We start from the raw sequence: 25,938 nt of genomic DNA on the forward strand, positions 1-25,938 counted from the left end.
GCGGGGCTTTTTTATTGGCTCAATTGCTATGCAGATTGAATACGTTTGACCTTGTTATGACCCTCATCTGAGGTGATGGAAGCGATATCACCGGACAACTCGCCGCCTTCCTCAATCAGTATCTTGCCATAACGGATTTTTCCGCTAACCCGGCCAGTAGAATGAATGATCAACTGGCTGCGTGCCGTCAACTCACCTTCAAAATTGCCATGCACTTCGGCTACATCAATGCCGACCTTGCCAGAGAACGCACCATGCTCCGCTATCTGGATCACCCGGCTATCCATGGTAGCCTCCACACGGCCTTCCACCACCAAGATGTCACAATCCTGAATCTCGGCACCTTTCAATTTGACATCCGGCCCCACAATCAGTCGGCTACCTGTTTGCGTATCCGCATGCACTCCACTGCTCGCTGGCACCTCAACCTTGCTGGCGACTGGACTACTTAACGGAGAGGCGTGATGTGGTACTTGGGTCGTTTCTGGTTTGCTGTTCAGTGAAGATGAAACTGGATTAACGCTAGAGCTGGTTTGAGGAGTGGGAGTACGATTGAATAGACCTTGCTTGTTTAACATGGATGAAACCTCTCGTTTGATATGACAGACAGGCTCATTGCAGCAATGAGCCAAGACCAACAAGAGCCAGCAAGGTGTATGCCATGCCTTAATATGCTTTAAAAATCATTTTGTTATAAAAAAATATTCATATTTCACAAGAGATAAGCCGTGAAAATGTCGCCCAGGTACGACGTCGCCACGACGATCTTTCCGGCACTCCCCTCCTCCATACATCCCTCTGGATGCGGCCTGGGCTGAAAACAGTGCTATCAGTAGCTCACAGCCCACTTCCAGCAAAAGCGTCATCTCATCCTACAAACAAAGTGCTTGTCGCTGACAAGCAACAGTGAACAGCAAGAAAAAAGGCCGGGATAACCGGCCTTGGAAGTTTTTTAGTGCTCTGGTCGCATATGCGGGAACAAGATGACATCGCGTATGCTTGGGCTATCCGTCAACAGCATCACCAAGCGGTCAATACCGATACCGCACCCACCTGTCGGCGGCATGCCATACTCCAGTGCGCGGATAAAGTCAGCATCGTAATACATGGCCTCATCATCGCCTGCTTCCTTGGCTGCTACCTGAGCCTGGAAACGTGCCGCTTGATCCTCCGCATCATTCAACTCAGAGAAACCATTGGCAATCTCACGGCCAGTCACAAACAACTCGTAGCGTTCAGTTATCGCTGGATTGGTGTCAGATGCTCGCGCCAGCGGTGATACCTCAACTGGATAATCAATAATGTACGTCGGGTTCCACAATTGGCTTTCTGCTGTTTCCTCGAACAAAGCCAATTGCAAGGCACCTAAGCCCAGGTGAGCAAAAGCTTCCACACCAAACTTCTTGAGCTCCTGACGCAGGAAAGCTTCATCATTCAACTGTTCTAATGCATATTGCGGCGCATATTTCTGGATTGCCCCCACAATCGTCAAGCGCTCAAATGGCTTGCTAAGGTCAAGCTCTCGGCCCTGATACTGCACTACAGCAGAACCGCAAGCGGCAATGGCAGCAGCCCGGATACATTGCTCAGTGAAATCCATCAGCCAACGGTAATCCGTATAGGCAGCATAGAACTCCATCATGGTGAATTCTGGATTGTGGCGTACGCTCACCCCCTCGTTGCGGAAATTGCGGTTGATCTCAAACACACGATCAAACCCACCAACAATCAAGCGCTTGAGGTAAAGCTCAGGGGCGATACGCATATACATCTGCATATCCAGCGCATTATGGTGTGTGATGAAGGGCTTGGCTGACGCACCACCAGGAATGGGATGCAGCATTGGCGTTTCCACCTCAAGGAACTCGTGGCCAAGCATAAACGCGCGTATAGCCGCGACAATCTTGCTACGCGCCATGAAGGTCTTGCGGGTGTCATCGGAAACAATCAGGTCAACATAACGCTGGCGATACTTGGTCTCTTGGTCTGCCAACCCATGGAACTTCTCCGGCAAAGGTCGCAGGGATTTGGTCAGCAGTCGCAACTCACTCACCTTCACCGACAACTCGCCAGTCTTGGTCTTGAACAAGGTGCCTCTGGCCGCGATGATGTCGCCCAGATCCCACTTCTTGAAAGCGTCGTAAGTTTCTTCGCCGACGTTTTCCTTGGTCACAAATACCTGAATGCGCCCGCTCTTATCCTGCACGGTAGCAAAGCTGGCCTTGCCCATCACACGCTTCAACATCATGCGTCCAGCAATCGCCACGCTCAATGCGCGCGCTTCAAGATCCTCTCCCTCAAGGGCATCATAGCTATCATGCAGGCTTTGTGCGGCATGCTCAGGCTTGAAGTCATTGGGGAAAGCAACACCCTTTTCCCGAATCGCCTTGAGCTTCTCACGCCGCTCAGCCATGACATGGTTCTCGTCCTGTTGCACTACCTCGGTATCAGGCTTGGAATTTTGTGCGTCACTCACCCTTACACTCCCTGCTTCAAACTTTCAGAAATAAATGGATCCAGGTCGCCATCCAAGACGCCCTGGGTATTACCAACTTCGACGTTGGTGCGTAAATCCTTGATGCGCGATTGATCCAACACATAGGAACGGATCTGGTGGCCCCAACCGATATCAGTCTTGGCATCTTCCATCGCTTGCTTCTCTTCATTACGCTTGCGCAACTCCAATGCGTACAACTGCGCTTTCAGCATATTCATCGCTTCATCCTTGTTGCGATGCTGCGAACGGTCGTTCTGGCACTGCACCACGGTATTGGTCGGGATATGGGTAATCCGAACCGCTGAATCGGTCTTGTTAATGTGCTGACCACCCGCGCCTGATGCCCGATAAGTATCGATGCGCAGATCAGCAGGATTGATTTCAACCACGATGGAATCATCCACCTCGGGATAAACGAATACGCTGGCAAATGAAGTATGGCGACGATTGCCCGAGTCAAAAGGCGATTTACGCACTAGGCGATGCACCCCGCTTTCGGTACGCAGGAAGCCATAAGCATAATCACCAGAAATTTTCAGCGAAGCGCTCTTGATACCGGCAACATCCCCTTCAGACTCTTCCAGCACCTCAACCTTGAAGCCCTTATTCTCGCAATAACGCAAATACATGCGCAGTAGCATGGAGGCCCAATCCTGTGCCTCGGTACCACCAGAACCAGCCTGAATATCAAGGAAGCAGTTGTTCGGGTCCATCGGGTGGGCAAACATGCGGCGAAACTCCATTTGCGCCACAATCTTTTCCAGTGCCTGTGTATCGCTATCAATGCTCAACAAGGTGCTGTCATCGTTTTCTTCACGCGCCATCTCGAACAGTTCACGACTGTCCCGTACCCCGCTATCAACATCAGTCAACGATTTGACCACAAATTCCAACTCGCGGCGCTCCTTGCCCAGCTTCTGCGAGCGCTCGTTGTCATTCCATATATTGGGGTCTTCCAATAACTGGGAGACTTCCTCTAGGCGCTGCTGTTTGTTTTCAAAGTCAAAGATACCCCCGTAAAGCCTGGTGACGCTCGGCAAGGTCATCCAGACGGTTGGCGATGAGATTGAGTTGTTCCGCTTCCATGCAATATCCGAACTGACTAAATTCAAAGGTCGCAATTATACATTAATGCCCTGCCACCCGCTGTTTGCCATCGGCAACCTCACCTGAACTCATCCACAACTTCTGGATACCAGCAGCACATGCTGAAATGACATTTTGCCTATTTGTCACAAATATGAAATATTTACGCTTTATATTTGCCGGGTTGTCATGGGGGCATGCTCACATTGAGGCTCCAGGCAACAATTGACCAACCGACGGAGCCTATATGCAATTCCAATTTGTTCCAACCCAGTTATTGAAGGCAGCCGGTATTGCTGCCCTCGTTACAGCTGCATTCTCGATCCAACATGCAGACGCAGCCCCAGCAAAAAATGACATTATCCGTATCGATGGCTCCAGCACCGTCTATCCGATTACCGAAGCTGTCGCTGAAGAGTTCCAAAAAGCGAAGAAAATCAAGGTCACTGTCGGTATTTCCGGTACTGGTGGCGGCTTCAAGAAATTCTGCCGTGGCGAAACTGACATTTCCGAAGCTTCCCGTCCTATCCTGACCAAGGAAATCGAAGCATGTAAGGCTGAAGGTATTGAGTTTATCGAGCTGCCAGTGGCCTACGATGCACTCACCGTTGTCGTGAACCCGAAAAACACCTTCATCAAGAGCTTCACCGTTGAAGAGCTGAAAAAGCTCTGGGAGCCAGATGCTCAAGGCAAGGTCAAGACATGGAAACAAGTCAACGCTGCTTGGCCTGACACCCCCGTGAAGCTGTTCGGGGCTGGCTCTGACTCCGGTACTTTCGACTACTTCACTGAAGCCATTGTCGGCAAGGCTAAATCCAGCCGTGGCGACTTCACCGCCTCTGAAGACGACAATGTCCTGGTACAAGGTGTTGCCAGCGATGTTGCTGCCACCGGCTACTTTGGCTTTGCCTACTATGAAGAAAACAGCACACGCGTCAAAGCGGTGCCGATTGTCGCAAAGGCTGGCGCACCTGCAGTACTGCCATCCCGTGAAAGCGTCATGAACGGTACCTATCAGCCTTTGTCACGCCCGCTGTTCATTTATGTCAGTGCCAAAGCTGCCAAGGAAAATCCTAATGTGAAGGCATTTATCGACTTCTACCTGGCAAACAGCAAGGAGCTGGTTGAGGAGGTAAAGTACATCGCCCTGCCTAAGCATGAGTATGCCGCCGTGACAGAACACTGGAAGGCTCAGAAAGCTGGTACAGGTTTTGGTGGTGAGCCTGAAGTGGGCGTCAAGATCACAGATCTGTTGAGGCGTATCAAGTAATCCCCTTCATCCCGGGAAGCCAGAGATTTCAGGCTTCCCGGCATCGCCCGCATAACTGCATTCCGTTACAATGCACGGATTATCAATGTGATCATGGTCTCTCAAGTGTTAGAAAAACCCGCTGAACTCCCCATCAGTGCGCGTCTTGCCAAGAATGTGCGTCGCCACATCTTGGAACGTGTCATTGAATTTATCCTGATGCTGGCAGCACTCTCTGCCGTAGCTACCACGATTTCGATTGTCGTGATTCTGTTGTATGAATCCTTCACCTTTTTTGAACATGTCTCACTGTGGGACTTCCTCACCGATACGGAATGGACACCACTATTCGAGAACGCCCATTACGGCATCTTGCCGCTGGTTTCCGGCACCCTGACGACTTCCGCAATTGCACTTGCTGTAGCGATTCCTCTCGGCACGATAGGCGCGATTTATCTTTCCGAGTTTGCTTCGCACCGCACACGTGAAATCGTCAAACCTATCCTTGAATTGCTGGTTGGTGTACCCACCGTGGTATTCGGCTATTTTGCCTTGCTGTTCGTCACACCATTGCTGCAAAAAATCTTCCCGGAGCTGCCTGGTTTCAACATGCTAGGCCCTGGTATCGTCATGGGCATCATGATCATCCCGTATATCAGCTCCATGGCAGAAGATGCCATGCGCGCCGTGCCGATGAGCATGCGTGAGGGCTCCTATGCCATGGGTGCCACGCGCTTCCAGACTGCCATCCGCGTTGTGACGCCCGCAGCTATTTCCGGCATCATCGCCGCGTATATCCTCGGCATTTCACGCGCTGTGGGTGAAACCATGGTGGTAGCGTTAGCCGCTGGCCAACAGCCAAACCTGACCTTCAATCCGATGGAAAGCGCGGCGACGATTACCGCCTATATCGTGCAAGTAGCCATGGGCGACCTGCCACATGGCAGCATCGGTTATCAAAGTATTTTTGCGGCTGGCCTGGTGCTCATGCTGATGACATTGACCTTTAACATCATTGGTCATATCACCCGCAAGAGATTCCGCGAGGTATATTAATCATGACAACACAAGCATCCGTACTGGAAAACCTCGCCGAAGTGCGGGCGATGATTCGCCGACACAAGCGTAATGACTTCCTTTTCTCTATCGTTGGTTTACTGGCCTTGATGATAGGCCTGCTGACGCTGCTCACCTTGTTTGTCGACTTGGTAGCAGATGGCTACCCACGCTTCAACCTAGACTTTCTCACCAACTATCCATCACGCCGTGCAGCGAGCGCAGGCTTACTATCTGCCTGGGTAGGCTCACTACTCGTCATGTTGGTGACATTCTTCTCCGCGGTGCCCATGGGCGTAGCGGCAGGGGTTTATCTGGAAGAATATGCGCCCAAGAACTGGTTCTCAGACTTGATCGAGATCAATGTCACCAACTTGGCTGGCGTACCTTCTATCGTCTATGGCTTGCTGGCACTTGGCTTGTTCGTCTATGGCCTGGGTTTTGGCGAAAGCATCTTGACCGCGGGCCTGACGTTGGGCCTGTTGATCCTGCCTATCGTCATCGTCACGACACGCGAATCCATTCGCGGCATCCCGGTTTCTATCCGTGAAGCTGCCTATGCGGTTGGGGCAACCAAATGGCAAGTGGTGTTCCACCATGTGCTGCACTACTCTTCAGGCGGCATCTTGACCGGCATCATCATCGGCATGGCACGTGCATTAGGCGAAACTGCACCTATCATTACCATTGGTGCATTGACCTTCATCGCCTTCTTGCCACCATCACCCGTGACAGAAGCTGCCCCATTCATCAATTTTGACTGGCTGCAATCCGGCTTCACCGTGTTGCCTATCCAGATGTTTAACTGGCTGTCGCGCCCTGACCATGCATTCCATATCAATGCGGCTGCTACTGGGGCGTTGATCATCGTCGTGACCTTGCTCATGAACGGTACAGCTATCTGGTTGCGCTACCGCATCCGTAAAAACATCAAGTGGTAAGCCACATAAAAACAGAACGAATTCAGAATCAGGATATTGACATCATGGTAACAACAACTAGCCCGATCAAAGCCGAATCTCGCGACCTGAACTTTTACTACAGCAACGGTCACAAGGCGCTCAAAGGCATTTCAATGCCCTTATATGAAAAGCGTATCACCGCCTTGATCGGCCCATCCGGCTGTGGCAAATCCACATTCCTGCGCTGCTTCAACCGCATGCATGATCTCTACCCTGGCAATAGCTATGATGGCCAGATCGTTATGCATCCAGACAACACCAACATCCTGGATAACGGCGTAGACCCTATCGAGGTACGCATGCGTATCAGCATGGTGTTCCAGAAGCCTAATCCCTTCCCAAAATCCATCTACGAGAATGTTGCCTACGGCCTGCGTGTACGCGGCGAGCGCAACAAGCGCGTGGTGGATGACAAGGTAGAAGAAGCGCTCAAGGGCGCTGCGCTGTGGGATGAGGTAAAGAACCGCCTGCACGACTTGGCATTCAACCTCTCAGGCGGTCAGCAACAGCGCCTCTGTATTGCCCGCGCCTTGGCAACCGACCCGGAGATCATGCTGTTTGACGAACCGACTTCTGCCTTGGACCCAATCGCGACCGCCAACATCGAGGAGCTGATGTCCGAGTTACGCAACAAGCTCACCATCCTGGTGGTGACACACAACATGCAACAGGCTGCCCGCGTCTCTGACTACACGGCTTATATGTATCTGGGTGAACTGATCGAGTACGACGATACCGACAAGATTTTCACCAATCCCAGCCGCAAGGAAACCGAAGACTATATCACCGGTAAGTTCGGCTAATCGTTCAAATAGGTAACACTCTCTAAAGCCGGGTTTCCCGGCTTTTTTATTGTTGATAACGCCTTATTCCCAAATCATCATACCTAATATCCGGAGTACTACCTGAGATAATGTCCGTGAGCAGTTTGGCCGAGCCACAAGCCATCGTCCAACCCAGCGTGCCATGACCAGTATTCAAGTAAAGGTTGGGAATAGGAGTGGTACCGACAATCGGCGTACCATCTGGCGTCATAGGCCGTAAGCCGGTCCAAAAATTGGTCTGGCTCAAGTCAGCAGCACCTGGGAATAAATCATTCACAATCAGTTTCAAGGTGCCTTCTCGCCTTGGGCTGAGACGATGATTGAAGCCAACCAGCTCAGCCATGCCTCCCACGCGAATGCGATCATCGAAGCGTGTTACTGCAGTCTTATAGGTTTCATCCAGCACGGTCGACACAGGAGCCGAAGCCTCGTCGATGATAGGAACTGTGATGGAATAGCCTTTGACCGGGTAAACAGGCACGTCGAGCACGCCCTTGAGAAAGCTGGTCGAGTAGGCCGCCAAGGCGACAATATAAGCATCCGCCTGCAATCGTTCGTCGTTCACCACCACACTATTGATATTGCCCGATGCAATATCAATACCAGCAATCTCCTGTCTGTAGCGGAACTGCACTCCCTTGGCGGCTGCCATGCCTGCCAGGCGCATTGTAAACAAATGGCAATCGCCGGTTTCATCATGTGGTAGCCAGAGCCCACCGGTCAGTTTATGCTTGACCCGCTCCAGCGCAGGTTCTGCCTTGGTGAGCAATGAGGGAGGCAGTAACTCAAATGGCACATGTGCAAATCGCAGCACTTCGATATCTCGCACGGCAGCATCAAGTTGCTCCTGAGTGCGGAACAGTTGCAAAGTGCCGCGCTGCCTACCCTCGTATTCAATACCGGTATCAGCACGGAGCTGATCCAGGCAATCCCGGCTGTATTCTGCCAGGCGTACCATGCGCGCCTTATTCTGCTCGTAACGGGCAGGCGTGCAATGTTTTAGCAATTGCCACATCCAACGCAATTGCTGCCAACTGCCATCCGGCTTGATGAACAATGGCGCATGGCGCCTTAACATCCACTTGAGTGCCTTGAGGGGTACCCCGGGGGCGGCCCAGGGACTGGCGTAGCCAGGTGAGACTTGCCCAGCATTGGCGTAACTAGTCTCAAGCGCCGGGCCAGGCTGACGATCTAGCACGATGACCTCATGCCCTGCCTCGGCAAGATACCAAGCAGTCGTGACGCCAATCACGCCACTACCCAGGATAATCACTCTCACACGACCTCCCCACCTTGCCAGACAAGGTCTAGCTTAGCATCAAGTACGCGTGCTGGGGTGGGTAGGGGCGAGTTTAGCCGCCTCTGGTCTTGAGGTTGTTGTCCATATTCATCGCATGAAATGCGCTACGACTTTGCACACGCTGGTAAAACTGCAACATCCGCTCTGCTTGCAGGCGTGCAGTCCAGCGCTTGGCAACATATTGGCGTGCTGCCTGCCCAAGCTTGGCGCGCTTGCCAGGATTTGCCAGTAAGCTGAATACCTTGGAAGCAAAAATACGCTCATCCTCGGTGGCAATCATCGCGCCCTCGCCTTCAATCAAGATAGACTTGGTGCCCAATTCCGCCAGCGCCACCACGGGCACACCTTGTGCCATGGCTTCCAGCAACACCAGCCCTTGCGTCTCGGTCTTGGAGGCAAATACAAACACATCTGCCGCTTTATAGCAGGCGTTCAGTTCCGTATTGCGATCTAGATAGCCGATGAACTTGATGTTGTCGCCCAATGCCAGTTCGGCACTCAAATCCTCAAGATGCTTTTGGGCAGGGCCTTCTCCAGCGACAACCAGCAGCACATCAGGTTGCTGGCGGCGCAACTCATTCGTCATACGCAGGAGGAAATCGATATTCTTTTCATGGGCAACACGCCCAACGAAGAGCGCAACAGGTCGCTGACGCGAGATACCATAACGATCCCGGAAAGCTTCGCCATCCGCCTCTTCAAAGCTTTTTTCTTGCAAACCGGTGGGAATCACCTCGGCACTGGTTTTGACGCCATAACTACGTAATGCATCCAGCATAGGTTGCGATGGCGCAATCACGGCATTGACAGCATTGCACTGCTGCCGCGAAGTATTGATCGCGATCTTGCGGGCCATGGATTGGGGTATCCATGGCAAGTAGTGGTGCATATAGTCTTCAAAGAAAGTGTGATAAGTTTCCAGGCAGGGAATATCCAGCAACCGGGCGAGCTTGATGCCAAGGTAATGCGCCACGAATGGAGTATGGATATGCACGACATCATAATTCTCGTCGCGTAGCTCCGGCAGCAACCTCAACACGGCACGATAGCGCATCAACTTATCTTCAGGATCAAAGTAAATATTGCGTGCAGGGATACGCTTGATCCAGGCTTCATCTTCTGTCGCAATGCCATAATCTGGCGCGATCAAGTGAACCTCATGACCGAGTGCCTGCATCTGGCTCACAAAAGTACGGATAGACGTAGACACCCCATTCACACGGGGAAAATACACATCCGAGATGAATAATATCTTCACGCTTCCCACTCCACTATCAACGAATACATGAGCGTGAAGATACCTATGGATTGTGACGATTCAATGAATTGCCATGTGCGCGTCACACTTTTTGGCTAGACTGATGGCCATGACTCGCCTATGCCGTTTACTGCTATTGCTGCCAACCTTGTGCCCGATGCTTGCCATGGCAGCACGCCCAATGATTACCGATGATGCCCGCGTGGTGGACCCAAATAGTTGCCAGCTTGAATCATGGGCAAAACACAACCGTGACAGTACCGAATATTGGGTCTTGCCAGGCTGCAGCCCAAGAGAGAACCTTGAATTGACGCTAGGTGGGGCGGTCACGCGCCAGGACGGCGAATCACAAAATAGCGATCTCATGCTGCAGGCCAAGCTTTTGTTCAAACAGCTTGAAACCAACAGCTACGGTTATGGCCTCGTGGTAGGCCATGCTCAGCATCCCCGGCTGGACAACAACTCCAGCATGATAGGCAACACCTACGCGTATATTCCCGTCAGTGCCTCTTTCTTCAGCGATAAATTGATCCTGCATACCAACCTTGGCGCATTGCACGATAAGGAAAATAACCGCACTGACATGACTTGGGGCTTGGGCTCTGAAATCCCCCTCGCCAACAAATTAGACCTGATTGCAGAAACCTATGGCGACCATCGCTCTCGCCCTTACTACCAGGCAGGCCTACGTTATTGGTTGGTGCCTGAGCGCGTGCAAATCGATACCACCTACGGCAACCGCATGCACAACAACAGCGATGAACGCTGGCTCAGCATAGGCTTACGCCTACTATCTGCGCCGCTTTGGTGAAAAAGCCAGACGACACATTGACTAACCCAGTATCAACAGGCCCCACACCACGACAAGATTAATCAGGGAAATCAATACCGCTGCACTGCCAATATCCTTGGCACGTTTGGCAAGCTGGTGATTTTCAAGAGAAATACGATCAACCGTCGCCTCAATCGCGGAGTTCAGCAACTCCACAATAATGACAAGCAGCACACTACCTATCATCAGCGCTTTAGCCACAGCATCGCTGCCAAGATAAATTGCCAATGGCACCAGGATAATTGCCATGAGCACTTCCTGGCGAAACGCATCTTCATTGCGGTAAGCCGCAGCAAGCCCATCGACAGAATAGCCAAAAGCATTGATCAGACGACGCAAACCGGTCTTGCCCTTGTATGGACTTTCCATGAGTTTCCCAGAACTGTATGTGGATGATAGAGCGCCGCAGTATAGCAAATTGCCGGCAACCCCCGCCATTGTCACGATAACATCATGGATTTGCCACAATCCATTCATCGCCAACCCGCACATTATGCGGCATGAATACCAGCAAGTTATTGACTTTACTGCTGTGGTTCACGCCATTCGTGGGCTACAGTGCAGAAGCCCAAGCCTGGGGCCTGGTCACCCATGTTTACTTTGCGCACTCACTGCTCTGGGCTATGCCTTTGCTTGATCCGCGCCTACAACGCGCCATCCACCGCTTCCCGCAACTGGTCATGGCAGGAGCATGCCTGCCCGACTTGGCCATCGTCTCGCCACGCTTCAATCACAGCCATTATTGGGAAAATGCCCACCAGATGCTGGCCAATGCCCGTAATGATGAAGAAATGGCCATGGCTATCGGTTATGCCAGCCACCTCTACATAGACGTTATCGCCCACAATCACTTCGTCCCTGCGCATGAAGCTATGTGGATGGAGGGCAGCATGATCACGCACATCGGTGCAGAATGGGCCATGGATGCCTACCTAGCCCCTTTGCTGGAACATACGCCATCACAACTGCTGCTTAAGCATCAGCATGCGTTAGGGCAGTTCATCGCACCTTACTTCAACTGCTCGCCCTCTGAAGCCAAGCGCACCATTGCCAGACTAGGACGTGCAGACCGCCTACTACGCCTGTCGCGTTTACCAGGCATGATCTACCATGGCATGCGTTTCATGGATAAACGCTTGTTCCGCAACTTTGCTTTCTACATCGCCAGAACCCAGAGCGCGCTCAGCCATATCGGCACCCTGCTACAAGGCGGCAGACCCCACTGGGAACCCGAACTCAACCATGTATCTAGCGAGCAGATGCAACGCTGGCGCAAGCGCTGCTTGACTGACCTCAAGCGCAGACTTAATAGCCCCATCGAGTATTTTTACTAATATTGTAGCTGCGCCTAGATGCTCCAGTACTCTAGGGCGAGCACAGTAATACCTAGTCGCTGTTTTGATCAAGTTTTTGACGTTGTCTTCCCCGTTGGGCTGTGTCGAGTAACGCAAATATGTCTGGAAAAACAGCTCACCTCTGCTTGAGCGTAGTGAGTTCAGCCAGCTTCCAGAAAGATTGAGCAACGCAGGATAGCGGGAACTTGCTCCCGGAGCCAAGCTCCGGGCAACATCAGAAGAAACAGCGACTAGGTATTGCTGCGCTCGACCTTGAGTATAAGAAAGGGAATTAAAAAGTCTAACTAGACAAACAAGAAAGATACCGACGCGATCAAGGCGCCGATTGCTGCACCGGCAAGCACATCGCTCGGATAATGCAATCCCAGCACTACACGCGATAAGGCCACGAGCACCGCAAACGGCAGGATCAACAGGCCCAACTCTGGATAGTACGCTAACGCCACCACGCTAAAGGCCACAGCATGCAAAGTATGCCCAGATGGGAAGCTGAATTTGTCGAGTGGCTTGCCAGCTAACCAAATATCCTGGTGGACGGCGTAAGGCCTCGGGCGCAATGTCTTTCCTTTGAGCCATTTGTAGATCGCTGTGCCAATCAGCCCCACGATCATCATATGCAGGCTGGCAGCAACACCGGCCTCGCCTTGCGTGAGGATGAGCCCCAGCATGATGGTATACCAGAACACGCCATCGCCCAGACGGCTTACAAGGCGAAAGCTCCAGCGTACTAAACGATAATGGCTGCTGCGATTGACCTTGATGCACAAGGCACTATCCAGCGCACAGATACGTTCAAGATAATTTGTCAGCGGACGGTTTTGCATGAGGGCAGATTCGCATGCCTCCATGACAAAACCGTGTCAGTACGCTGAATTTATGATGACAGCTATTGACCAGCAACTCGCTGCACTACGGCAGCAATATCTTCAGCCAAACGCTGTACTAAAGCCCTATCCTGGCCTTCCACCATAACGCGAATCTTGGGTTCGGTGCCGGAAGCGCGCAACAACACACGACCACTGCCACCGAGCGTATCCTCAGCACTCTTCACAGCTGCCTGCAATTCAGCATTGCCATCTAGCTCAATGCGCTGCGCGACCTTGACGTTAATCAGTACCTGCGGATACAAAGGCAAGCGATTGCCCCAATCTGCCAGCGTAGAGCCAGAAGCACGTAAAGCATGCAACACCTGCAAGGCAGCAATGATGCCGTCGCCACTACTATGCTTGTCCAGGCTCAGAATATGCCCGGAATTTTCACCACCCAATTGCCAGCCATTAGCATTGAGCAGTTCCAGCACATAGCGATCTCCCACTTTAGCGCGCTGGAACGAGATGCCCTCTTTAGCAAGCGCATGCTCTAGCGCCAGGTTAGTCATCAGGGTACCAACCACTCCGCCAGCCAATTGCCCACGCTCGTGACGATGATGGGCAATGATGTAAAGCAATTGATCGCCATCGAGCAACTGGCCTTGATGATCGACCATGACCACACGGTCGCCATCGCCATCGAATGCGATGCCAAGGTCTGCCTGATGCTCCACTACGGCCTGTTGCAAAGCCTCGGGATGCGTGGAGCCCACATTAAGGTTGATATTCAGGCCATTGGGCGCGGTACCGATGCTGATGACCTCTGCACCCAACTCGTGAAACACGGGCGGTGCCACGTGATAAGTCGCACCATTGGCACAGTCGAGTACGATCTTGAGGCCTCGCAAATCCAGGGCGTTGGGGAATGTACTCTTGCAGAACTCGATATAGCGGCCCGCCGCATCGTCAATGCGCTTCACGCGACCAATCTGCTCTGTAGAAACTAAATCCATGGGCTGATCCAGCTCAGCCTCAATCGCCAACTCCACTTCGTCTGGCAGCTTGGTACCCTGAGCGGAGAAAAACTTGATGCCATTATCGTCAAATGGGTTGTGCGAGGCCGAAATCACAATCCCCGCCTGCGCACGTTGTGCCCGCGTCACATGCGCGATCGCTGGCGTAGGCAACGGCCCGGTAATGCGTACATTGACACCACCGGCACATAACCCGGCCACCAGTGCCGTCTCAAACATATAGCCCGAAATACGGGTGTCCTTACCAATGATGACTAGCGGCTTGGTGCCTGGCGCTAAATGATGATCCATGCGGGTCAGCACACGCCCGGCGGCGTAGCCCAAGCGCATCACGAAATCTGGGGTGATAGGAAATGTACCCACCTTGCCGCGCACGCCATCCGTACCAAAATATTTTCTGCTCATCTTTTTACTCGTCTTTTCTTATTCGTGTTGTGCTCAAGCATGAATAACCGCATCAACCACCTTGAGCGCATCCACTGTTGCTTTCACATCATGCACCCGGACGATGCGTCCACCCTTCATCACCGAAATCACCGACGCGGCCAAGCTGGCATGTAGCCGCTGGTCAACATCGCTGCCAACAATCTGCCCGAGCACAGACTTGCGCGACAGGCCGACCAGCAAAGGGCGCCCCAATGCCAAGATGTCAGGCAATCCATTGAGCAAAGCAAGATTATGTACCGTGCGCTTGCCAAAGCCGAAGCCTGGGTCGAGCACAATACGCTCGGCTTTAATACCTGCAGCCATGCATGCCTGCAAGCGCTCTGACAGGAATGTTGCCACCTCTTGCACAACATCTTCATACACCGGGTTTTGCTGCATCGTCTGCGGCGTGCCTTGCATATGCATGATGCAAATACCAGCATCACCCTCGGCAGCCACTTCCACTGCACCCGGCTCTTGCAATCCGCGAATGTCATTAATAATGGCAGCACCCGCTTTGACGGCGGCGCTCATCACTTGTGGTTTGTAAGTGTCAATCGACAATGGCACATCCACCTCTCGTGCCAAACGCTCGATCACCGGGATGACACGTTCAAGCTCCTCCTCCAACCCAACTGGTGTGGCATTCGGACGCGTAGATTCACCACCGATATCGAGGATATGTGCACCGTCAGCGACTAATTGCACTGCATGGGCAACAGCCTTTTCAGTCGACGCATAGCGACCACCATCAGAAAAAGAATCCGGTGTCACATTCACGATACCCATGACATGTGGGTGTGCAAGATCAAGCTGATACTTGCCACACATGAATTGGTTGGAATTATTTTTGCTCATTCATCAATACAGAACAATATAAACAAGAAGGGCCACAAGTCCCGAATCAATTGCTTTCGAGAGGCTTGTGGCCCGGAGATTAGATCAAGCTCAGGTCTTGGCCGCAGGTTGTGGGGCAGGCTCCGTTGTCGTACCACCACCATTATCATTGTCTGCAGCAGGCTTGTTGCTCACTGGCGCTGGCTTGGGCGGACGTGGCGGCTTACCAGCCATGATGTCCTGGATTTGCTCAGCATCAATCGTTTCCCATTCGAGCAAAGCCGCCGTCATGACTTCAACCTTGTCGCGGTTTTCTTCCAGCAACTTGCGAGCCACTGCGTATTGCTCATCAAGGATGCGACGGATTTCGGCATCCACCTTCTGCTGGGTTGCCTCAGACACAGTCTTGGCGGACATGCTGCCAAACATGGAGTCTTGCTCATTGCCAGCATAGACCATGGTGCCCAATACATCGGACATACCGTACTTGGTAACCATGTCCCGCGCTATCTTGGTAGCACGCTCGAAATCGTTGGAAGCACCAGTCGACATCTGGTTCATGAAAATTTCTTCCGCAATACGACCACCGAACAGGATGGAGATTTCCTCCAGCATCTTGTCCTTATAGTTGCTGATGCGGTCATGCTCTGGCAATTGCCAGGTCAAGCCCAACGCCCAACCACGCGGCATGATCGTGACTTTATGCACAGGGTCTGCATGCGGCAGCAAGGCTGCGACAACGGCATGGCCAGATTCGTGATAAGCAGTATTGCGACGCTCTTCTTCACGCATGATCATGGACTTGCGCTCAGGGCCCATGAATATCTTGTCCTTGGCATCCTCGAAATCCTGCATATCCACAGTGCGCTTGTTACGACGCGCCGCAAACAAGGCAGCTTCATTGACCAGGTTAGCCAAGTCAGCACCGGAAAAACCAGGGGTACCACGCGCCAGAATCTCAGGCTTCACATCACTGTCGATAGGCACTTTGCGCATGTGCACCTTGAGAATTTGCTCGCGGCCACGAATATCAGGCAAGCCCACCATGACCTGGCGATCAAAACGACCAGGGCGCAACAAGGCTTTATCCAGCACATCAGCACGGTTGGTCGCCGCAATCACGATCACGCCGGAATTGGCCTCGAAACCATCCATCTCCACCAACATCTGGTTAAGGGTTTGCTCGCGTTCATCATTACCGCCGCCAGTACCCGCACCACGATGGCGGCCCACGGCATCAATTTCATCAATAAAGATAATGCATGGGGAGCTTTTCTTGGCCTGCTCGAACATGTCACGTACACGAGCGGCACCCACACCAACGAACATTTCAACGAAATCGGAACCAGAAATAGTAAAGAATGGCACTTTGGCTTCGCCTGCAATCGCCTTGGCGAGCAGCGTTTTACCAGTCCCGGGAGGGCCTACCATCAGTACGCCACGCGGGATACGTCCACCCAGCTTCTGGAATTTGGTCGGGTCACGCAGGAATTCGACCAACTCGGACACTTCCTCCTTGGCTTCGTCGCAACCTGCAACATCCGCGAAAGTCGTGTGGTTGGAGTTCTCGTCCAACTGGCGCGCCTTGCTCTTGCCGAACGAGAACGCACCACCCTTGCCACCGCCTTGCATCTGGCGCATGAAGAAAATCCAGACGCCGATCAGGAGCAACATGGGGAACCAGGAAACAAAAATGCTCATGAGGATGGAAGGCTCTTCATCAGGCTTGGCTTCCACTGTCACATTGTTCTTGAGCAGGTCAGATACCAACCATGGGTCAGAAGGTGCGTAAGTATTGAACTTGCGCCCTTCATTGGTCACGCCGCGAAGCACCCGACCATCAATGGTGACCTTGGCAATCCTGCCTTCTTTCACCTCATTGATGAACTGGGAATAGACCACCTGGCTTTCAGAAGCGCTTTTAGGGCCAAACTGATTGAAAACAGTCATGAGCACCAAAGCCACAATCAGCCAGATAGCAACGTTCTTTACGATGTTATTCAAAGTCCCGATCCTTATTCATATGGACATTTACTTTTACTGCTTTATTCTAACCCTAATTGCGCCGTTCTGCGCCACAAATCAGGCAGGCTTGCGCTTGAGGCCCAGAAGGTAAACTTCACTGCTGCGATCACGCGACGCCTTGGGTTTGCGCGTGACTACCTTGTCAAAACTTTCACGCATGGCGAGCACAATCTCATCAAAACCTGAACCGATAAAAACTTTGACCAGGAAATTACCCCCTGGTTTCAACCAGTCACGGCTGAATTCCAATGCCAACTCAGTCAGGTAAGCGGCTCTCGCCTGATCGACATCACTGATGCCACTGATATTGGGGGCCATATCGGCAATTACAAGGTCTATTTGCTTACCATTCAAGCTTTTTTCCAATAACCGCAGGATTTCCTCTTCGCGAAAATCCCCTTGAATAAATTCGACTCCCGGCACTGGCGGCATTTCCAGGATATCCAGCGCAATCACGCGCCCTTGCCCGCCAAGTCGCTGCACCACCACTTGCGACCAACTACCCGGCGCAGAGCCCAAGTCAACAACCGTCATGCCTGGCTTGATCAATTGATCTTTTTCATCAATCTCAAGTAACTTATAGGCAGCTCGGGCACGGTAGCCATCTCGTTGCGCACGCTTGACGAATTCGTCATTCACGTGCTCTTGCAACCAAGCTTTACTGGTAGGTCGGCGTTTCATCTGCTAAACTGCGAGCCTTTTCGAATCAACAAGATAAATCAATTGAATTCCAAACAAATCAGTTTTCTGCGTGGCTTGGGCCACGACCTGCATCCTGTGGTGATGATTGGTAATAACGGCCTGTCGGAACAGGTCTTGAAAGAGATTGAAGTCAGCCTTAAATCACATGAGCTGATCAAGATCAAGGTATTTGGCGATGATCGGGCGGCCCGTATTGCCATGCTGGAAGAAATCTGCGCCAAGACTGGCGCCATTGCTGTACACCACATCGGCAAACAGCTGATCATCTATCGCCAGGCTGAGCAAGCCAAGATCGTCATTCCCAAGTAAATATCTCGCACTACTCTATGCAAAAGCCGCCCTTCAGTACATGAACGGCGGCTTTTCTTATTGCCTGGCCTTGAATACCAGCACCAAGCCAAGTAAGCTCTCAATCAGGTAGCCGACACTAGATACTCCATGCCAGGTCTTGAAGCGATCAGCAAATACACTATGCATGACATCCGCAGGCAAAGCCTGAGCCTTGAGTGAAGCCATGATGGGCTGAATGCCAAAATGACCAGCGAATGTCAGCAATAACATTACAACGACCGCCCAGAAAAAACCTTGCCTCAAGGCGACAATACCAAAGCGCGTGAGACGATGCAGCAGCAGGTAAAAAGCGCTGACCATGCCAATGTAAGCAACCAGCTCAAACAAGCGACCAGCTAGATTACCTGCCAACTGTTTATCAGAGGCAAGCTGGCTGAACAAGCTAGGTGCTACGACATAGCCAACCGCCCACAAGGTGCCCACCCACAGGGTAATCACGATGAGCGCCAACTTGTCTGACCAAGCATTCATACCTTATCCCACCTAGATATATTGCACATTCAGGACTTCGTAGGAGCGCAAGCCACCAGGCGCAACCACCTCGGCAACGTCACCCTCGACTTTACCGATCAGCGCACGCGCAATTGGCGAACCGATCGAAATTTTGCCAGCCTTGATGTCCGCCTCGTCATCACCGACGATCTGATAGGTAGATACTTCGCCGCTATCCAGTTCTTCCACCTCTACCGTAGCGCCGAATACACAGCGGCCTTCAGCATTGAGGGTAGTGGGATCAATCACCATGGCATTAGAAAGCTTGGCTTCGATCTCGGCAATCCGGCCTTCGATAAAGCTCTGACGCTCCTTGGCAGCATCATATTCTGCATTTTCGGAAAGATCGCCCAAAGCGCGAGCCTCTGCGATAGCTTGAATCACATCGGGCCTATCCACGCTGCGCAAGCGTTGCAGTTCAGCCTTGAGGAGTTCGGCACCTTTGACGGTAATTGGGAATTGATTCATTTGTTATTCCTTGCAATCCACAACTTGCTATAAAAACCAGGCAGGCCTGCCGGGCTAGGCCACAGGCAAGCTGCCATCAATAAAAATAAAAACCACACCTGTTTTGACAGGCGTGGTCTGATTTAGGGACTATATTATTACTTCGCGAGCTGCTTGTGCAAGCTTTGCAAAGACTGTACTTCCAGCTCCTGCATGTGTGCCATACCAATGCAAGCTGCCTTGGCACCAGCCAGTGTCGTGTAATACGTCACCTTCTGTTGCAAGGCGCTACGACGAATCTCGTAAGAATCAGCCACGGCACGCTTGTCTTCCGTCACATTGACGATAAAGCTGATCTCACCATTCTTGATCATGTCGACAATATGCGGACGACCTTCAGCCACCTTATTCACGGGAGTCACGCTCAGGCCAGCATCAGTCAACGCGCCAGCCGTGCCACGCGTCGCAACAAGCTGGAAGCCAAGACCAGCCAGAGCCTGGGCAATCTCGACCACACGTTCACGATCTTCACGACGGACACTGATGAAAGCTTTGCCGCCCTTGGGCAACTTAGTGCCAGAACCCAATTGCGATTTAACGAAGGCTTCGGCAAAGGTCTTGCCTACCCCCATGACTTCACCGGTGGACTTCATTTCCGGGCCAAGGATAGTATCCACGCCAGGGAACTTGATGAAGGGGAAAACCGCTTCCTTGACGGAATAGTAAGGTGGCACAACTTCACGAGTGACACCTTGCTCGCTGAGTTTACGCCCTGTCATGCAACGCGCTGCTATCTTGGCTAACTGCAAGCCACAGGCCTTGGAAACGAAAGGCACGGTACGAGACGCACGTGGGTTTACTTCCAAGACATAGACGGTTTCGCCCTGAATCGCAAACTGCACATTCATCAGCCCAACTACGCCCAGCGCCTTTGCCATCTTGACGGTTTGCTCGCGCAACTCGTCCTGCATCGCAGCAGACAAACTGTAAGGCGGCAATGAACATGCCGAGTCACCTGAGTGCACACCGGCTTGCTCAACGTGCTCCATGATGCCGCCGATAATGACTTCTTCGCCATCAGAAAGCGCGTCTACATCTACTTCTAGCGCATCGTTCAGGAAACGATCCAGCAACACGGGCGACTCATTGGAGACCTTGACCGCTTCGCGCATGTAACGCTCTAGTTGCGCCTGCTCATGCACGATTTCCATCGCACGCCCACCCAGCACGTAGGAAGGACGCACAACGAGTGGATAACCAATTTCCTGCGCCAGGCGAAGCGCTTCTTCTGGTGTACGTGCAGTGCGGTTAGGCGGTTGCTTGAGGTCGAGCTCTTGCAACATATGCTGGAAGCGTTCCCTATCCTCAGCGCGGTCAATCGCATCAGGACTGGTACCGATGATAGGCACACCGGCCTTTTCCAGGTCACGTGCTAGCTTGAGTGGAGTTTGGCCGCCGTACTGTACGATCACGCCTTCCGGCTTTTCCAGCGCTACGATTTCCAGCACATCTTCCAGCGTCAATGGCTCAAAGTAGAGGCGATCGGAAGTATCGTAGTCTGTGGAGACCGTTTCAGGATTACAGTTGACCATGATGGTTTCATAACCATCTTCGCGCATCGCAAAGGCTGCATGCACACAACAATAGTCAAACTCAATACCCTGGCCAATACGGTTAGGACCACCGCCCAGCACCATGATCTTTTTCTTGTTGCTTGGCTGTGCCTCGCACTCTTCCTCATACGTCGAGTACATGTAAGCAGTATCAGTGGCAAACTCAGCCGCACAAGTATCTACGCGCTTGTAAACTGGGCGCACATTCAGCGCTTGACGATAGGCACGCACGGCATGCTGGTCTGTACCCAGTAGCTTGGCAAGGCGCTTATCGGAGAAGCCGCGACGCTTGAGCTGGAACAGCGCATCACGATCCAGGTCGGCAAGGTGACGGCCTTTCAGGGCCTGCTCACGCTTGATGATGTCTTCGATCTGCACCAGGAACCAGCGGTCGATCTTGGACAAATCAAACACTTGGTTAATCGTCAAACCAGCACGGAAGGCATCGCCCACATACCAGATACGCTCTGGGCCTGGCTCACCCAGCTGTTTCTGGATTTCGTCCAGATCATCTGTCTTTTCATCCAGGCCGTTGACGCCTACTTCCAGGCCACGCAAGGCTTTCTGGAACGACTCTTGGAAAGTGCGGCCAATCGCCATCACTTCGCCAACGGACTTCATCTGCGTCGTCAGGCGTGAATCAGCCTGCGGGAATTTTTCAAATGCAAAACGCGGAATCTTGGTGACAACGTAGTCGATGGAAGGCTCGAAGGAAGCCGGTGTCGCACCGCCAGTGATTTCGTTGCGCAACTCATCCAGGGTAAAGCCAACTGCAAGCTTCGCTGCCACCTTGGCAATCGGGAAGCCAGTCGCCTTGGAGGCCAGCGCGGATGAACGTGATACACGTGGGTTCATCTCAATGACGATCATGCGGCCATCATCAGGATTAATCGCGAACTGCACATTGGAACCACCAGTATCCACGCCAATCTCGCGCAATACCGCGAGAGAAGCATTACGCATGATCTGGTATTCCTTGTCGGTCAACGTCTGCGCTGGCGCTACGGTAATCGAGTCACCAGTGTGCACACCCATTGGGTCAAGGTTTTCAATCGAGCAGATGATGATGCAGTTGTCCTTGCTATCGCGGACCACTTCCATCTCGTACTCTTTCCAGCCGAGCAGGGATTCCTCGATCAGCAGCTCGCTGGTCGGAGAAGCCTCAAGACCACGCTCACAGATGGTCATGAACTCTTCACGGTTGTAAGCAATACCGCCGCCACTGCCACCCATGGTGAATGAAGGACGGATAATCGCGGGATAGCCGATGGAGGCTTGCACCTGCAGCGCCTCTTCCATGCTATGCGCCACTGCAGAGCGTGCTGAACCCAGGCCGATCTTGGTCATCGCCTGCTTGAATTTTTCGCGGTCCTCAGCCTTGTCAATCGCCTCCTTGGAAGCGCCGATCAGCTCAACATTGTATTTTTCCAGGACGCCATGCTTGGCCAGATCGAGCGCACAATTCAGCGCAGTCTGCCCGCCCATGGTCGGCAACAAGGCATCAGGGCGCTCAATGGCAATGATCTTCTCAACCATTTGCCACGTCACTGGCTCAATGTAGGTCGCATCAGCCATGTCCGGATCGGTCATGATGGTCGCTGGGTTGGAATTAACCAGAATAACGCGGTAACCCTCTTCGCGCAGCGCCTTACATGCCTGGGCACCAGAGTAATCGAATTCACAAGCCTGGCCGATCACGATCGGGCCAGCGCCTATGATAAGTATGGATTTGATATCGGTACGTTTTGCCATGGTATTTATTGCTTTTGCTGTTCCATCAGGTTGATGAAGCGATCAAACAGGTAGCTCATCTCGTTAGGGCCGGGGCTGGCTTCGGGATGCCCCTGGAAGCTGAACGCAGGCTTGTCGGTACGTGCAATACCCTGCAAACTGCCATCAAACAAGGACACATGGGTAGACTTGAGATTAGCGGGCAAGCTGTCTGGATCCACGGCAAAGCCATGGTTCTGGCTAGTGATGAACACACGCTTGTCATCTAGGTCCTGCACCGGGTGATTAGCACCATGATGCCCAAACTTCATCTTCACGGTCTTGGCACCACTCGCCAATGCGAGCAACTGATGGCCAAGGCAGATGCCGAAGACAGGCACACCCTTATCTACAATACTGCTGATCGCCTTGATGGCATAATCGCAAGGCTCAGGGTCACCAGGGCCATTGGAGAGAAAAACGCCATCAGGATTCAGCGCCAGCGCTTCTTCGGCTGTAGCCTGGGCTGGCAAGATAGTCACCTTGCACCCACGCTCCACCAGCATGCGCAGAATGTTGTGCTTCACGCCATAATCAAAAGCAACCACGTTGAACTTGGCATCACCAGGCGTTACATAGCCTGCACCTAGCTTCCACTCGCCCAACTCAAACGTGCCAACATCCTTGCGGCTCACGACCTTGGCCAAGTCCATACCGGCCAAACCTGGGAAACTGCGCGCCAACTCCAACGCACGCACATCATCCACTTCGCCAGCGATGATACAGCCTGCCTGTGCGCCTTTTTCGCGCAAAATACGGGTGAGCTTGCGGGTATCGATATCGGCAATCGCTACTACGTTATTTTCAGCGAGATATTCAGAAAGGGATTTTTCGCTACGCCAACTGCTATCGAGCAATGGCAAGTCACGAATAATGAGCCCACTAGCATAGACATGCTCGGACTCTACATCTTCGACATTCACACCAACATTCCCGATATGCGGGTAAGTCAGCGTCACGATTTGCTTGGTATAAGATGGATCGGTGAGAATTTCCTGATAACCGGTTATCGAGGTGTTGAAAACCACCTCACCAACAGTCTCACCCAAGGCACCGATTGAAATGCCCCTGAACACTGTCCCGTCTGCGAGCACAAGTACGGCTGGGGTTTGCGGCAATTCTAACTCCTTGTCACTATTTGATATTCTGCGCAAATTGAAGCGCGGAAAGCGGATGTGCAAAGCGGGACAAGCTCCCGCTTATCCCGCTTCAAATTCTGCAGAATTATAGCCTAAAGCGCCCTCCGCTTCAACGCACGCTTTAAACAATTTTCACATCCTTGCCATTTCGCACAGCAAGAACCAATCACTAAGAAGTGATTTCTTTGAAATTATTTTTTCAACCCAAGTACATCCTGCATGTCATACAAGCCAGCTTGGTGTGCTGCCAAAAACTTGGCCGCGCGCAGTGCACCCAGCGCAAAAGTGGCGCGACTGGAAGCCTTGTGCGTCAATTCAACCCGCTCACCAATACCAGCAAACAATACCGTATGGTCGCCGACCACATCACCACCGCGCACGGTCGCGAAACCTATCGTATTAGGGTCACGCTCCCCGGTCACGCCTTGGCGGCCATAGATCGCTGTTTCATCCAGATCACGCCCTAAAGCCTCGGCCGCAGCCTCCCCTAAGCGCAATGCCGTGCCAGAAGGAGCGTCCACCTTGAAACGATGGTGTGCCTCAATAATTTCCACATCGTAGCCATGGTCCAGCACCTTGGCCGCAGCCTGCACTAGGTTGATCAGCAATGTAACGCCTACGCTCATGTTAGGCGCAAACACAATCGCCACATCCTTGGCCGCACGCTCAATCTGCTGCTTTTGCTCTGCACTGAAGCCCGTCGTGCCGATCACCAGCTTTACACCTGCTTGGCGACAAGCCTCCAAATATTCCAGACTGGGTTCAGGCCGTGTGAAATCCACCAGTACATCGGCGCCCTGGACCGCTGCCACAACATCAGCCGTGATCTTAACGCCTGTCTCGCGACCAAACTGCTCACCAGCATCACGCCCGATTTGCGGGCTATCCGCACGATCCAACGCACCATGCAGCACTAGATCCGCATCGGCAAAAACCCCTTCAAGCAGGGCATGACCCATGCGACCAGAACAACCAGCGATAACAATCTTTTGCATTTTCAAACCATTACTCATTCATCGATTAATCTGCCTTGCAGATAGAGATTTAGAACCCGATTTTTTCCAACATACGCTCAAAGTAGCCAGGCTCATCCTCAGGCGGCAAGTCATCTTCATCATCTTCGCCTGCATCAGGCACAGACTGAGTCTTGGCCGCGGCACCCGCAGCAGGTTTCGCCGCAGGCTTAGTAGATGAAGACTGGCCAGCAGGCTGGGCTTGACGTGCTGCCGGCTGAGCCGGTGCAGATGTCGCCGCAGGCGCCGCCACACCGGGAACCGCCAACTCTGGTGCAACTTTGCGCGGCGCAGCAGGATCTTCCTGCACCACCGGAGTGGATTGCTTCATATCATAGTACTCAGCACCAGCTGGCTTGGCCTCATCGCTCTTCCAGAATTTCAGGCGATCCAGCATGCCTTTCTTTTCTGGCACCTTGGGTTCTACCACGATAGCTGCAGCAGGCGTTGCCGCAGTTACCGCCGTATCCTCTGGCGAGGCAGGCACAACATCGCCGCGCACACGCTTCAGCGCATCTCCCTCAAACTCCATGATCACGCGACGCTGCTCTATGACCTTGCCGCCCTTGCGCATCTGATAGAAATAATCCCAACGATCACGGTGGAAGCTATCCTGGATCAATGGCGAGCCCATGATAAAACGCACCTGGGATTTGGTCATACCAGGCCGCAGTTGCAACATCATTTTGGATGTAACGACATTGCCTTGCTGGATGTCCATTTTGTAAGGCTTGAAGGAAGGCAGTGCAGAACTGCAGGCCACGCACAACAGCGCAGCTAAAAGAATGATATGACGCATCACACGACGACTTTGGCAAGAAATGCCGTAATATACCACGACATTAAACTCGGCTTTCAGGC

General features: G+C 52.6%; 24 protein-coding genes. 7 read left to right on the forward strand and 17 right to left on the reverse strand.

All coding sequences use genetic code 11. The features are described 5' to 3' along the window. Positions 1-26 precede the first annotated feature (26 nt). The 3 genes from ACIKP9_RS05750 to prfB all read right to left on the reverse strand — a co-directional run bounded on the left by ACIKP9_RS05750 (position 27) and on the right by prfB (position 3,583). The gene (locus ACIKP9_RS05750) at positions 27-578 is read right to left on the reverse strand and encodes a bactofilin family protein (RefSeq protein WP_400880436.1); all 552 of its coding nucleotides are present in this window, start codon (positions 576-578) and stop codon (positions 27-29) included. 374 nt (positions 579-952) lie between these two features. Continuing rightward, a complete protein-coding gene (gene lysS / locus ACIKP9_RS05755) occupies positions 953-2,413 on the reverse strand; it encodes a lysine--tRNA ligase (RefSeq protein WP_400881878.1) in 1,461 nt (486 codons plus the stop codon). A 65-nt stretch (positions 2,414-2,478) separates the two neighbouring features. Further along, a protein-coding gene (gene prfB, locus ACIKP9_RS05760; protein ID WP_400880439.1) for a peptide chain release factor 2 occupies positions 2,479-3,583 on the reverse strand; the annotation gives its coding sequence in 2 pieces (ribosomal slippage) (positions 2,479-3,501 and positions 3,503-3,583; 1,104 coding nt in all). A gap of 247 nt (positions 3,584-3,830) precedes the next feature. On the opposite strand from prfB, the gene ACIKP9_RS05765 reads away from it, so the two are divergent. The 4 genes from ACIKP9_RS05765 to pstB all read left to right on the forward strand — a co-directional run bounded on the left by ACIKP9_RS05765 (position 3,831) and on the right by pstB (position 7,653). After that, a complete protein-coding gene (locus ACIKP9_RS05765) occupies positions 3,831-4,853 on the forward strand; it encodes a PstS family phosphate ABC transporter substrate-binding protein (protein WP_400880442.1) in 1,023 nt (340 codons plus the stop codon). 93 nt (positions 4,854-4,946) lie between these two features. Then, on the forward strand, positions 4,947-5,888 hold the full coding sequence (gene pstC / locus ACIKP9_RS05770) for a phosphate ABC transporter permease subunit PstC (RefSeq protein ID WP_230347753.1): 942 nt from the start codon (positions 4,947-4,949) through the stop codon (positions 5,886-5,888). 2 nt (positions 5,889-5,890) lie between these two features. Further along, a complete protein-coding gene (gene pstA, locus ACIKP9_RS05775) occupies positions 5,891-6,829 on the forward strand; it encodes a phosphate ABC transporter permease PstA (RefSeq protein WP_230347754.1) in 939 nt (312 codons plus the stop codon). A 44-nt stretch (positions 6,830-6,873) separates the two neighbouring features. Then, a complete protein-coding gene (gene pstB / locus ACIKP9_RS05780; protein ID WP_230347755.1) occupies positions 6,874-7,653 on the forward strand; it encodes a phosphate ABC transporter ATP-binding protein PstB in 780 nt (259 codons plus the stop codon). Between the two features lie 46 nt (positions 7,654-7,699). Here pstB and ACIKP9_RS05785 read toward each other — a convergent pair whose 3' ends face one another. Together ACIKP9_RS05785 and ACIKP9_RS05790 are read right to left on the reverse strand one after the other, a co-directional pair. Continuing rightward, positions 7,700-8,953: a D-amino acid dehydrogenase gene (locus ACIKP9_RS05785; RefSeq protein ID WP_400880446.1), complete on the reverse strand. Its 1,254-nt coding sequence runs from the start codon at positions 8,951-8,953 to the stop codon at positions 7,700-7,702. Between the two features lie 73 nt (positions 8,954-9,026). Beyond that, positions 9,027-10,232, reverse strand: coding sequence for a glycosyltransferase (locus ACIKP9_RS05790; protein WP_400880449.1), 1,206 nt, complete (start codon positions 10,230-10,232; stop codon positions 9,027-9,029). Between the two features lie 103 nt (positions 10,233-10,335). Here ACIKP9_RS05790 and ACIKP9_RS05795 point away from each other — a divergent pair, with 103 nt between their 5' ends. Next, complete coding sequence (locus tag ACIKP9_RS05795; protein ID WP_400880452.1) at positions 10,336-11,043, forward strand: hypothetical protein; 708 nt, start codon at positions 10,336-10,338, stop codon at positions 11,041-11,043. 21 nt (positions 11,044-11,064) lie between these two features. On the opposite strand, the gene ACIKP9_RS05800 is transcribed toward ACIKP9_RS05795, so the two are convergent. Continuing rightward, positions 11,065-11,433 carry a diacylglycerol kinase gene (locus tag ACIKP9_RS05800; RefSeq protein WP_400880455.1) on the reverse strand — a complete coding sequence of 123 codons (369 nt, stop codon included), beginning with the start codon at positions 11,431-11,433 and terminating at the stop codon, positions 11,065-11,067. 131 nt (positions 11,434-11,564) lie between these two features. On the opposite strand from ACIKP9_RS05800, the gene ACIKP9_RS05805 reads away from it, so the two are divergent. Further along, positions 11,565-12,398, forward strand: a complete 834-nt coding sequence (locus ACIKP9_RS05805) for a zinc dependent phospholipase C family protein (RefSeq protein ID WP_400880457.1) — start codon at positions 11,565-11,567, stop codon at positions 12,396-12,398. A 305-nt stretch (positions 12,399-12,703) separates the two neighbouring features. Here the strand turns inward: ACIKP9_RS05805 and ACIKP9_RS05810 are convergent, their stop codons facing one another. From ACIKP9_RS05810 to rlmE, 5 genes are all read right to left on the reverse strand, one after another. Beyond that, complete coding sequence (locus tag ACIKP9_RS05810; protein ID WP_400880459.1) at positions 12,704-13,243, reverse strand: phosphatase PAP2 family protein; 540 nt, start codon at positions 13,241-13,243, stop codon at positions 12,704-12,706. A gap of 62 nt (positions 13,244-13,305) precedes the next feature. After that, complete coding sequence (gene glmM, locus ACIKP9_RS05815; protein ID WP_400880462.1) at positions 13,306-14,667, reverse strand: phosphoglucosamine mutase; 1,362 nt, start codon at positions 14,665-14,667, stop codon at positions 13,306-13,308. 33 nt (positions 14,668-14,700) lie between these two features. Further along, on the reverse strand, positions 14,701-15,546 hold the full coding sequence (folP, locus tag ACIKP9_RS05820; protein ID WP_400880465.1) for a dihydropteroate synthase: 846 nt from the start codon (positions 15,544-15,546) through the stop codon (positions 14,701-14,703). 90 nt (positions 15,547-15,636) lie between these two features. Continuing rightward, a complete protein-coding gene (gene ftsH, locus ACIKP9_RS05825) occupies positions 15,637-17,529 on the reverse strand; it encodes an ATP-dependent zinc metalloprotease FtsH (protein WP_400880468.1) in 1,893 nt (630 codons plus the stop codon). A 78-nt stretch (positions 17,530-17,607) separates the two neighbouring features. Next, positions 17,608-18,231 carry a 23S rRNA (uridine(2552)-2'-O)-methyltransferase RlmE gene (gene rlmE, locus ACIKP9_RS05830; RefSeq protein WP_400880471.1) on the reverse strand — a complete coding sequence of 208 codons (624 nt, stop codon included), beginning with the start codon at positions 18,229-18,231 and terminating at the stop codon, positions 17,608-17,610. 42 nt (positions 18,232-18,273) lie between these two features. On the opposite strand from rlmE, the gene yhbY reads away from it, so the two are divergent. Continuing rightward, on the forward strand, positions 18,274-18,561 hold the full coding sequence (gene yhbY / locus ACIKP9_RS05835) for a ribosome assembly RNA-binding protein YhbY (protein WP_268867579.1): 288 nt from the start codon (positions 18,274-18,276) through the stop codon (positions 18,559-18,561). A gap of 57 nt (positions 18,562-18,618) precedes the next feature. On the opposite strand, the gene ACIKP9_RS05840 is transcribed toward yhbY, so the two are convergent. The 6 genes from ACIKP9_RS05840 to ACIKP9_RS05865 form a co-directional block, all read right to left on the reverse strand. Beyond that, complete coding sequence (locus ACIKP9_RS05840) at positions 18,619-19,074, reverse strand: DUF4149 domain-containing protein (RefSeq protein ID WP_400880474.1); 456 nt, start codon at positions 19,072-19,074, stop codon at positions 18,619-18,621. A 12-nt stretch (positions 19,075-19,086) separates the two neighbouring features. Continuing rightward, positions 19,087-19,563, reverse strand: a complete 477-nt coding sequence (greA, locus tag ACIKP9_RS05845) for a transcription elongation factor GreA (RefSeq protein ID WP_230347768.1) — start codon at positions 19,561-19,563, stop codon at positions 19,087-19,089. 137 nt (positions 19,564-19,700) lie between these two features. After that, entirely contained in the window at positions 19,701-22,907 is a 3,207-nt protein-coding gene (gene carB, locus ACIKP9_RS05850) for a carbamoyl-phosphate synthase large subunit (protein WP_400880477.1), read from the reverse strand. A 5-nt stretch (positions 22,908-22,912) separates the two neighbouring features. Then, positions 22,913-24,043, reverse strand: coding sequence for a glutamine-hydrolyzing carbamoyl-phosphate synthase small subunit (gene carA / locus ACIKP9_RS05855; protein WP_400880480.1), 1,131 nt, complete (start codon positions 24,041-24,043; stop codon positions 22,913-22,915). Positions 24,044-24,255: 212 nt separating this feature from the next. After that, positions 24,256-25,059, reverse strand: a complete 804-nt coding sequence (gene dapB / locus ACIKP9_RS05860; RefSeq protein ID WP_400880483.1) for a 4-hydroxy-tetrahydrodipicolinate reductase — start codon at positions 25,057-25,059, stop codon at positions 24,256-24,258. Between the two features lie 49 nt (positions 25,060-25,108). Further along, a complete protein-coding gene (locus tag ACIKP9_RS05865; protein WP_400880485.1) occupies positions 25,109-25,876 on the reverse strand; it encodes an outer membrane protein assembly factor BamE in 768 nt (255 codons plus the stop codon). Positions 25,877-25,938 lie beyond the last annotated feature (62 nt).

It is taken from the genome of Methylobacillus methanolivorans (assembly GCF_044751345.1).
GTDB lineage: Bacteria > Pseudomonadota > Gammaproteobacteria > Burkholderiales > Methylophilaceae > Methylobacillus > Methylobacillus methanolivorans.

What these genes read in the sequence shown, in the direction of transcription:
- pstA (WP_230347754.1), top strand. Translation starts at nt 5,891, where the DNA reads ATGACAACACAAGCATCCGTACTGGAAAACCTCGCCGAAGTGCGGGCG.
- rlmE (WP_400880471.1), bottom strand. Translation starts at nt 18,231, where the DNA reads ATGAAACGCCGACCTACCAGTAAAGCTTGGTTGCAAGAGCACGTGAAT.
- dapB (WP_400880483.1), bottom strand. Translation starts at nt 25,059, where the DNA reads ATGCAAAAGATTGTTATCGCTGGTTGTTCTGGTCGCATGGGTCATGCC.
- ACIKP9_RS05810 (WP_400880459.1), bottom strand. Translation starts at nt 13,243, where the DNA reads ATGCAAAACCGTCCGCTGACAAATTATCTTGAACGTATCTGTGCGCTG.
- carB (WP_400880477.1), bottom strand. Translation starts at nt 22,907, where the DNA reads ATGGCAAAACGTACCGATATCAAATCCATACTTATCATAGGCGCTGGC.
- ACIKP9_RS05765 (WP_400880442.1), top strand. Translation starts at nt 3,831, where the DNA reads ATGCAATTCCAATTTGTTCCAACCCAGTTATTGAAGGCAGCCGGTATT.
- ACIKP9_RS05805 (WP_400880457.1), top strand. Translation starts at nt 11,565, where the DNA reads ATGAATACCAGCAAGTTATTGACTTTACTGCTGTGGTTCACGCCATTC.
- lysS (WP_400881878.1), bottom strand. Translation starts at nt 2,413, where the DNA reads ATGGCTGAGCGGCGTGAGAAGCTCAAGGCGATTCGGGAAAAGGGTGTT.
- ACIKP9_RS05865 (WP_400880485.1), bottom strand. Translation starts at nt 25,876, where the DNA reads ATGCGTCATATCATTCTTTTAGCTGCGCTGTTGTGCGTGGCCTGCAGT.
- ACIKP9_RS05840 (WP_400880474.1), bottom strand. Translation starts at nt 19,074, where the DNA reads ATGAATGCTTGGTCAGACAAGTTGGCGCTCATCGTGATTACCCTGTGG.
- pstB (WP_230347755.1), top strand. Translation starts at nt 6,874, where the DNA reads ATGGTAACAACAACTAGCCCGATCAAAGCCGAATCTCGCGACCTGAAC.
- ACIKP9_RS05800 (WP_400880455.1), bottom strand. Translation starts at nt 11,433, where the DNA reads ATGGAAAGTCCATACAAGGGCAAGACCGGTTTGCGTCGTCTGATCAAT.
- pstC (WP_230347753.1), top strand. Translation starts at nt 4,947, where the DNA reads ATGGTCTCTCAAGTGTTAGAAAAACCCGCTGAACTCCCCATCAGTGCG.
- glmM (WP_400880462.1), bottom strand. Translation starts at nt 14,667, where the DNA reads ATGAGCAGAAAATATTTTGGTACGGATGGCGTGCGCGGCAAGGTGGGT.
- ACIKP9_RS05750 (WP_400880436.1), bottom strand. Translation starts at nt 578, where the DNA reads ATGTTAAACAAGCAAGGTCTATTCAATCGTACTCCCACTCCTCAAACC.
- folP (WP_400880465.1), bottom strand. Translation starts at nt 15,546, where the DNA reads ATGAGCAAAAATAATTCCAACCAATTCATGTGTGGCAAGTATCAGCTT.
- ACIKP9_RS05795 (WP_400880452.1), top strand. Translation starts at nt 10,336, where the DNA reads ATGGCCATGACTCGCCTATGCCGTTTACTGCTATTGCTGCCAACCTTG.
- greA (WP_230347768.1), bottom strand. Translation starts at nt 19,563, where the DNA reads ATGAATCAATTCCCAATTACCGTCAAAGGTGCCGAACTCCTCAAGGCT.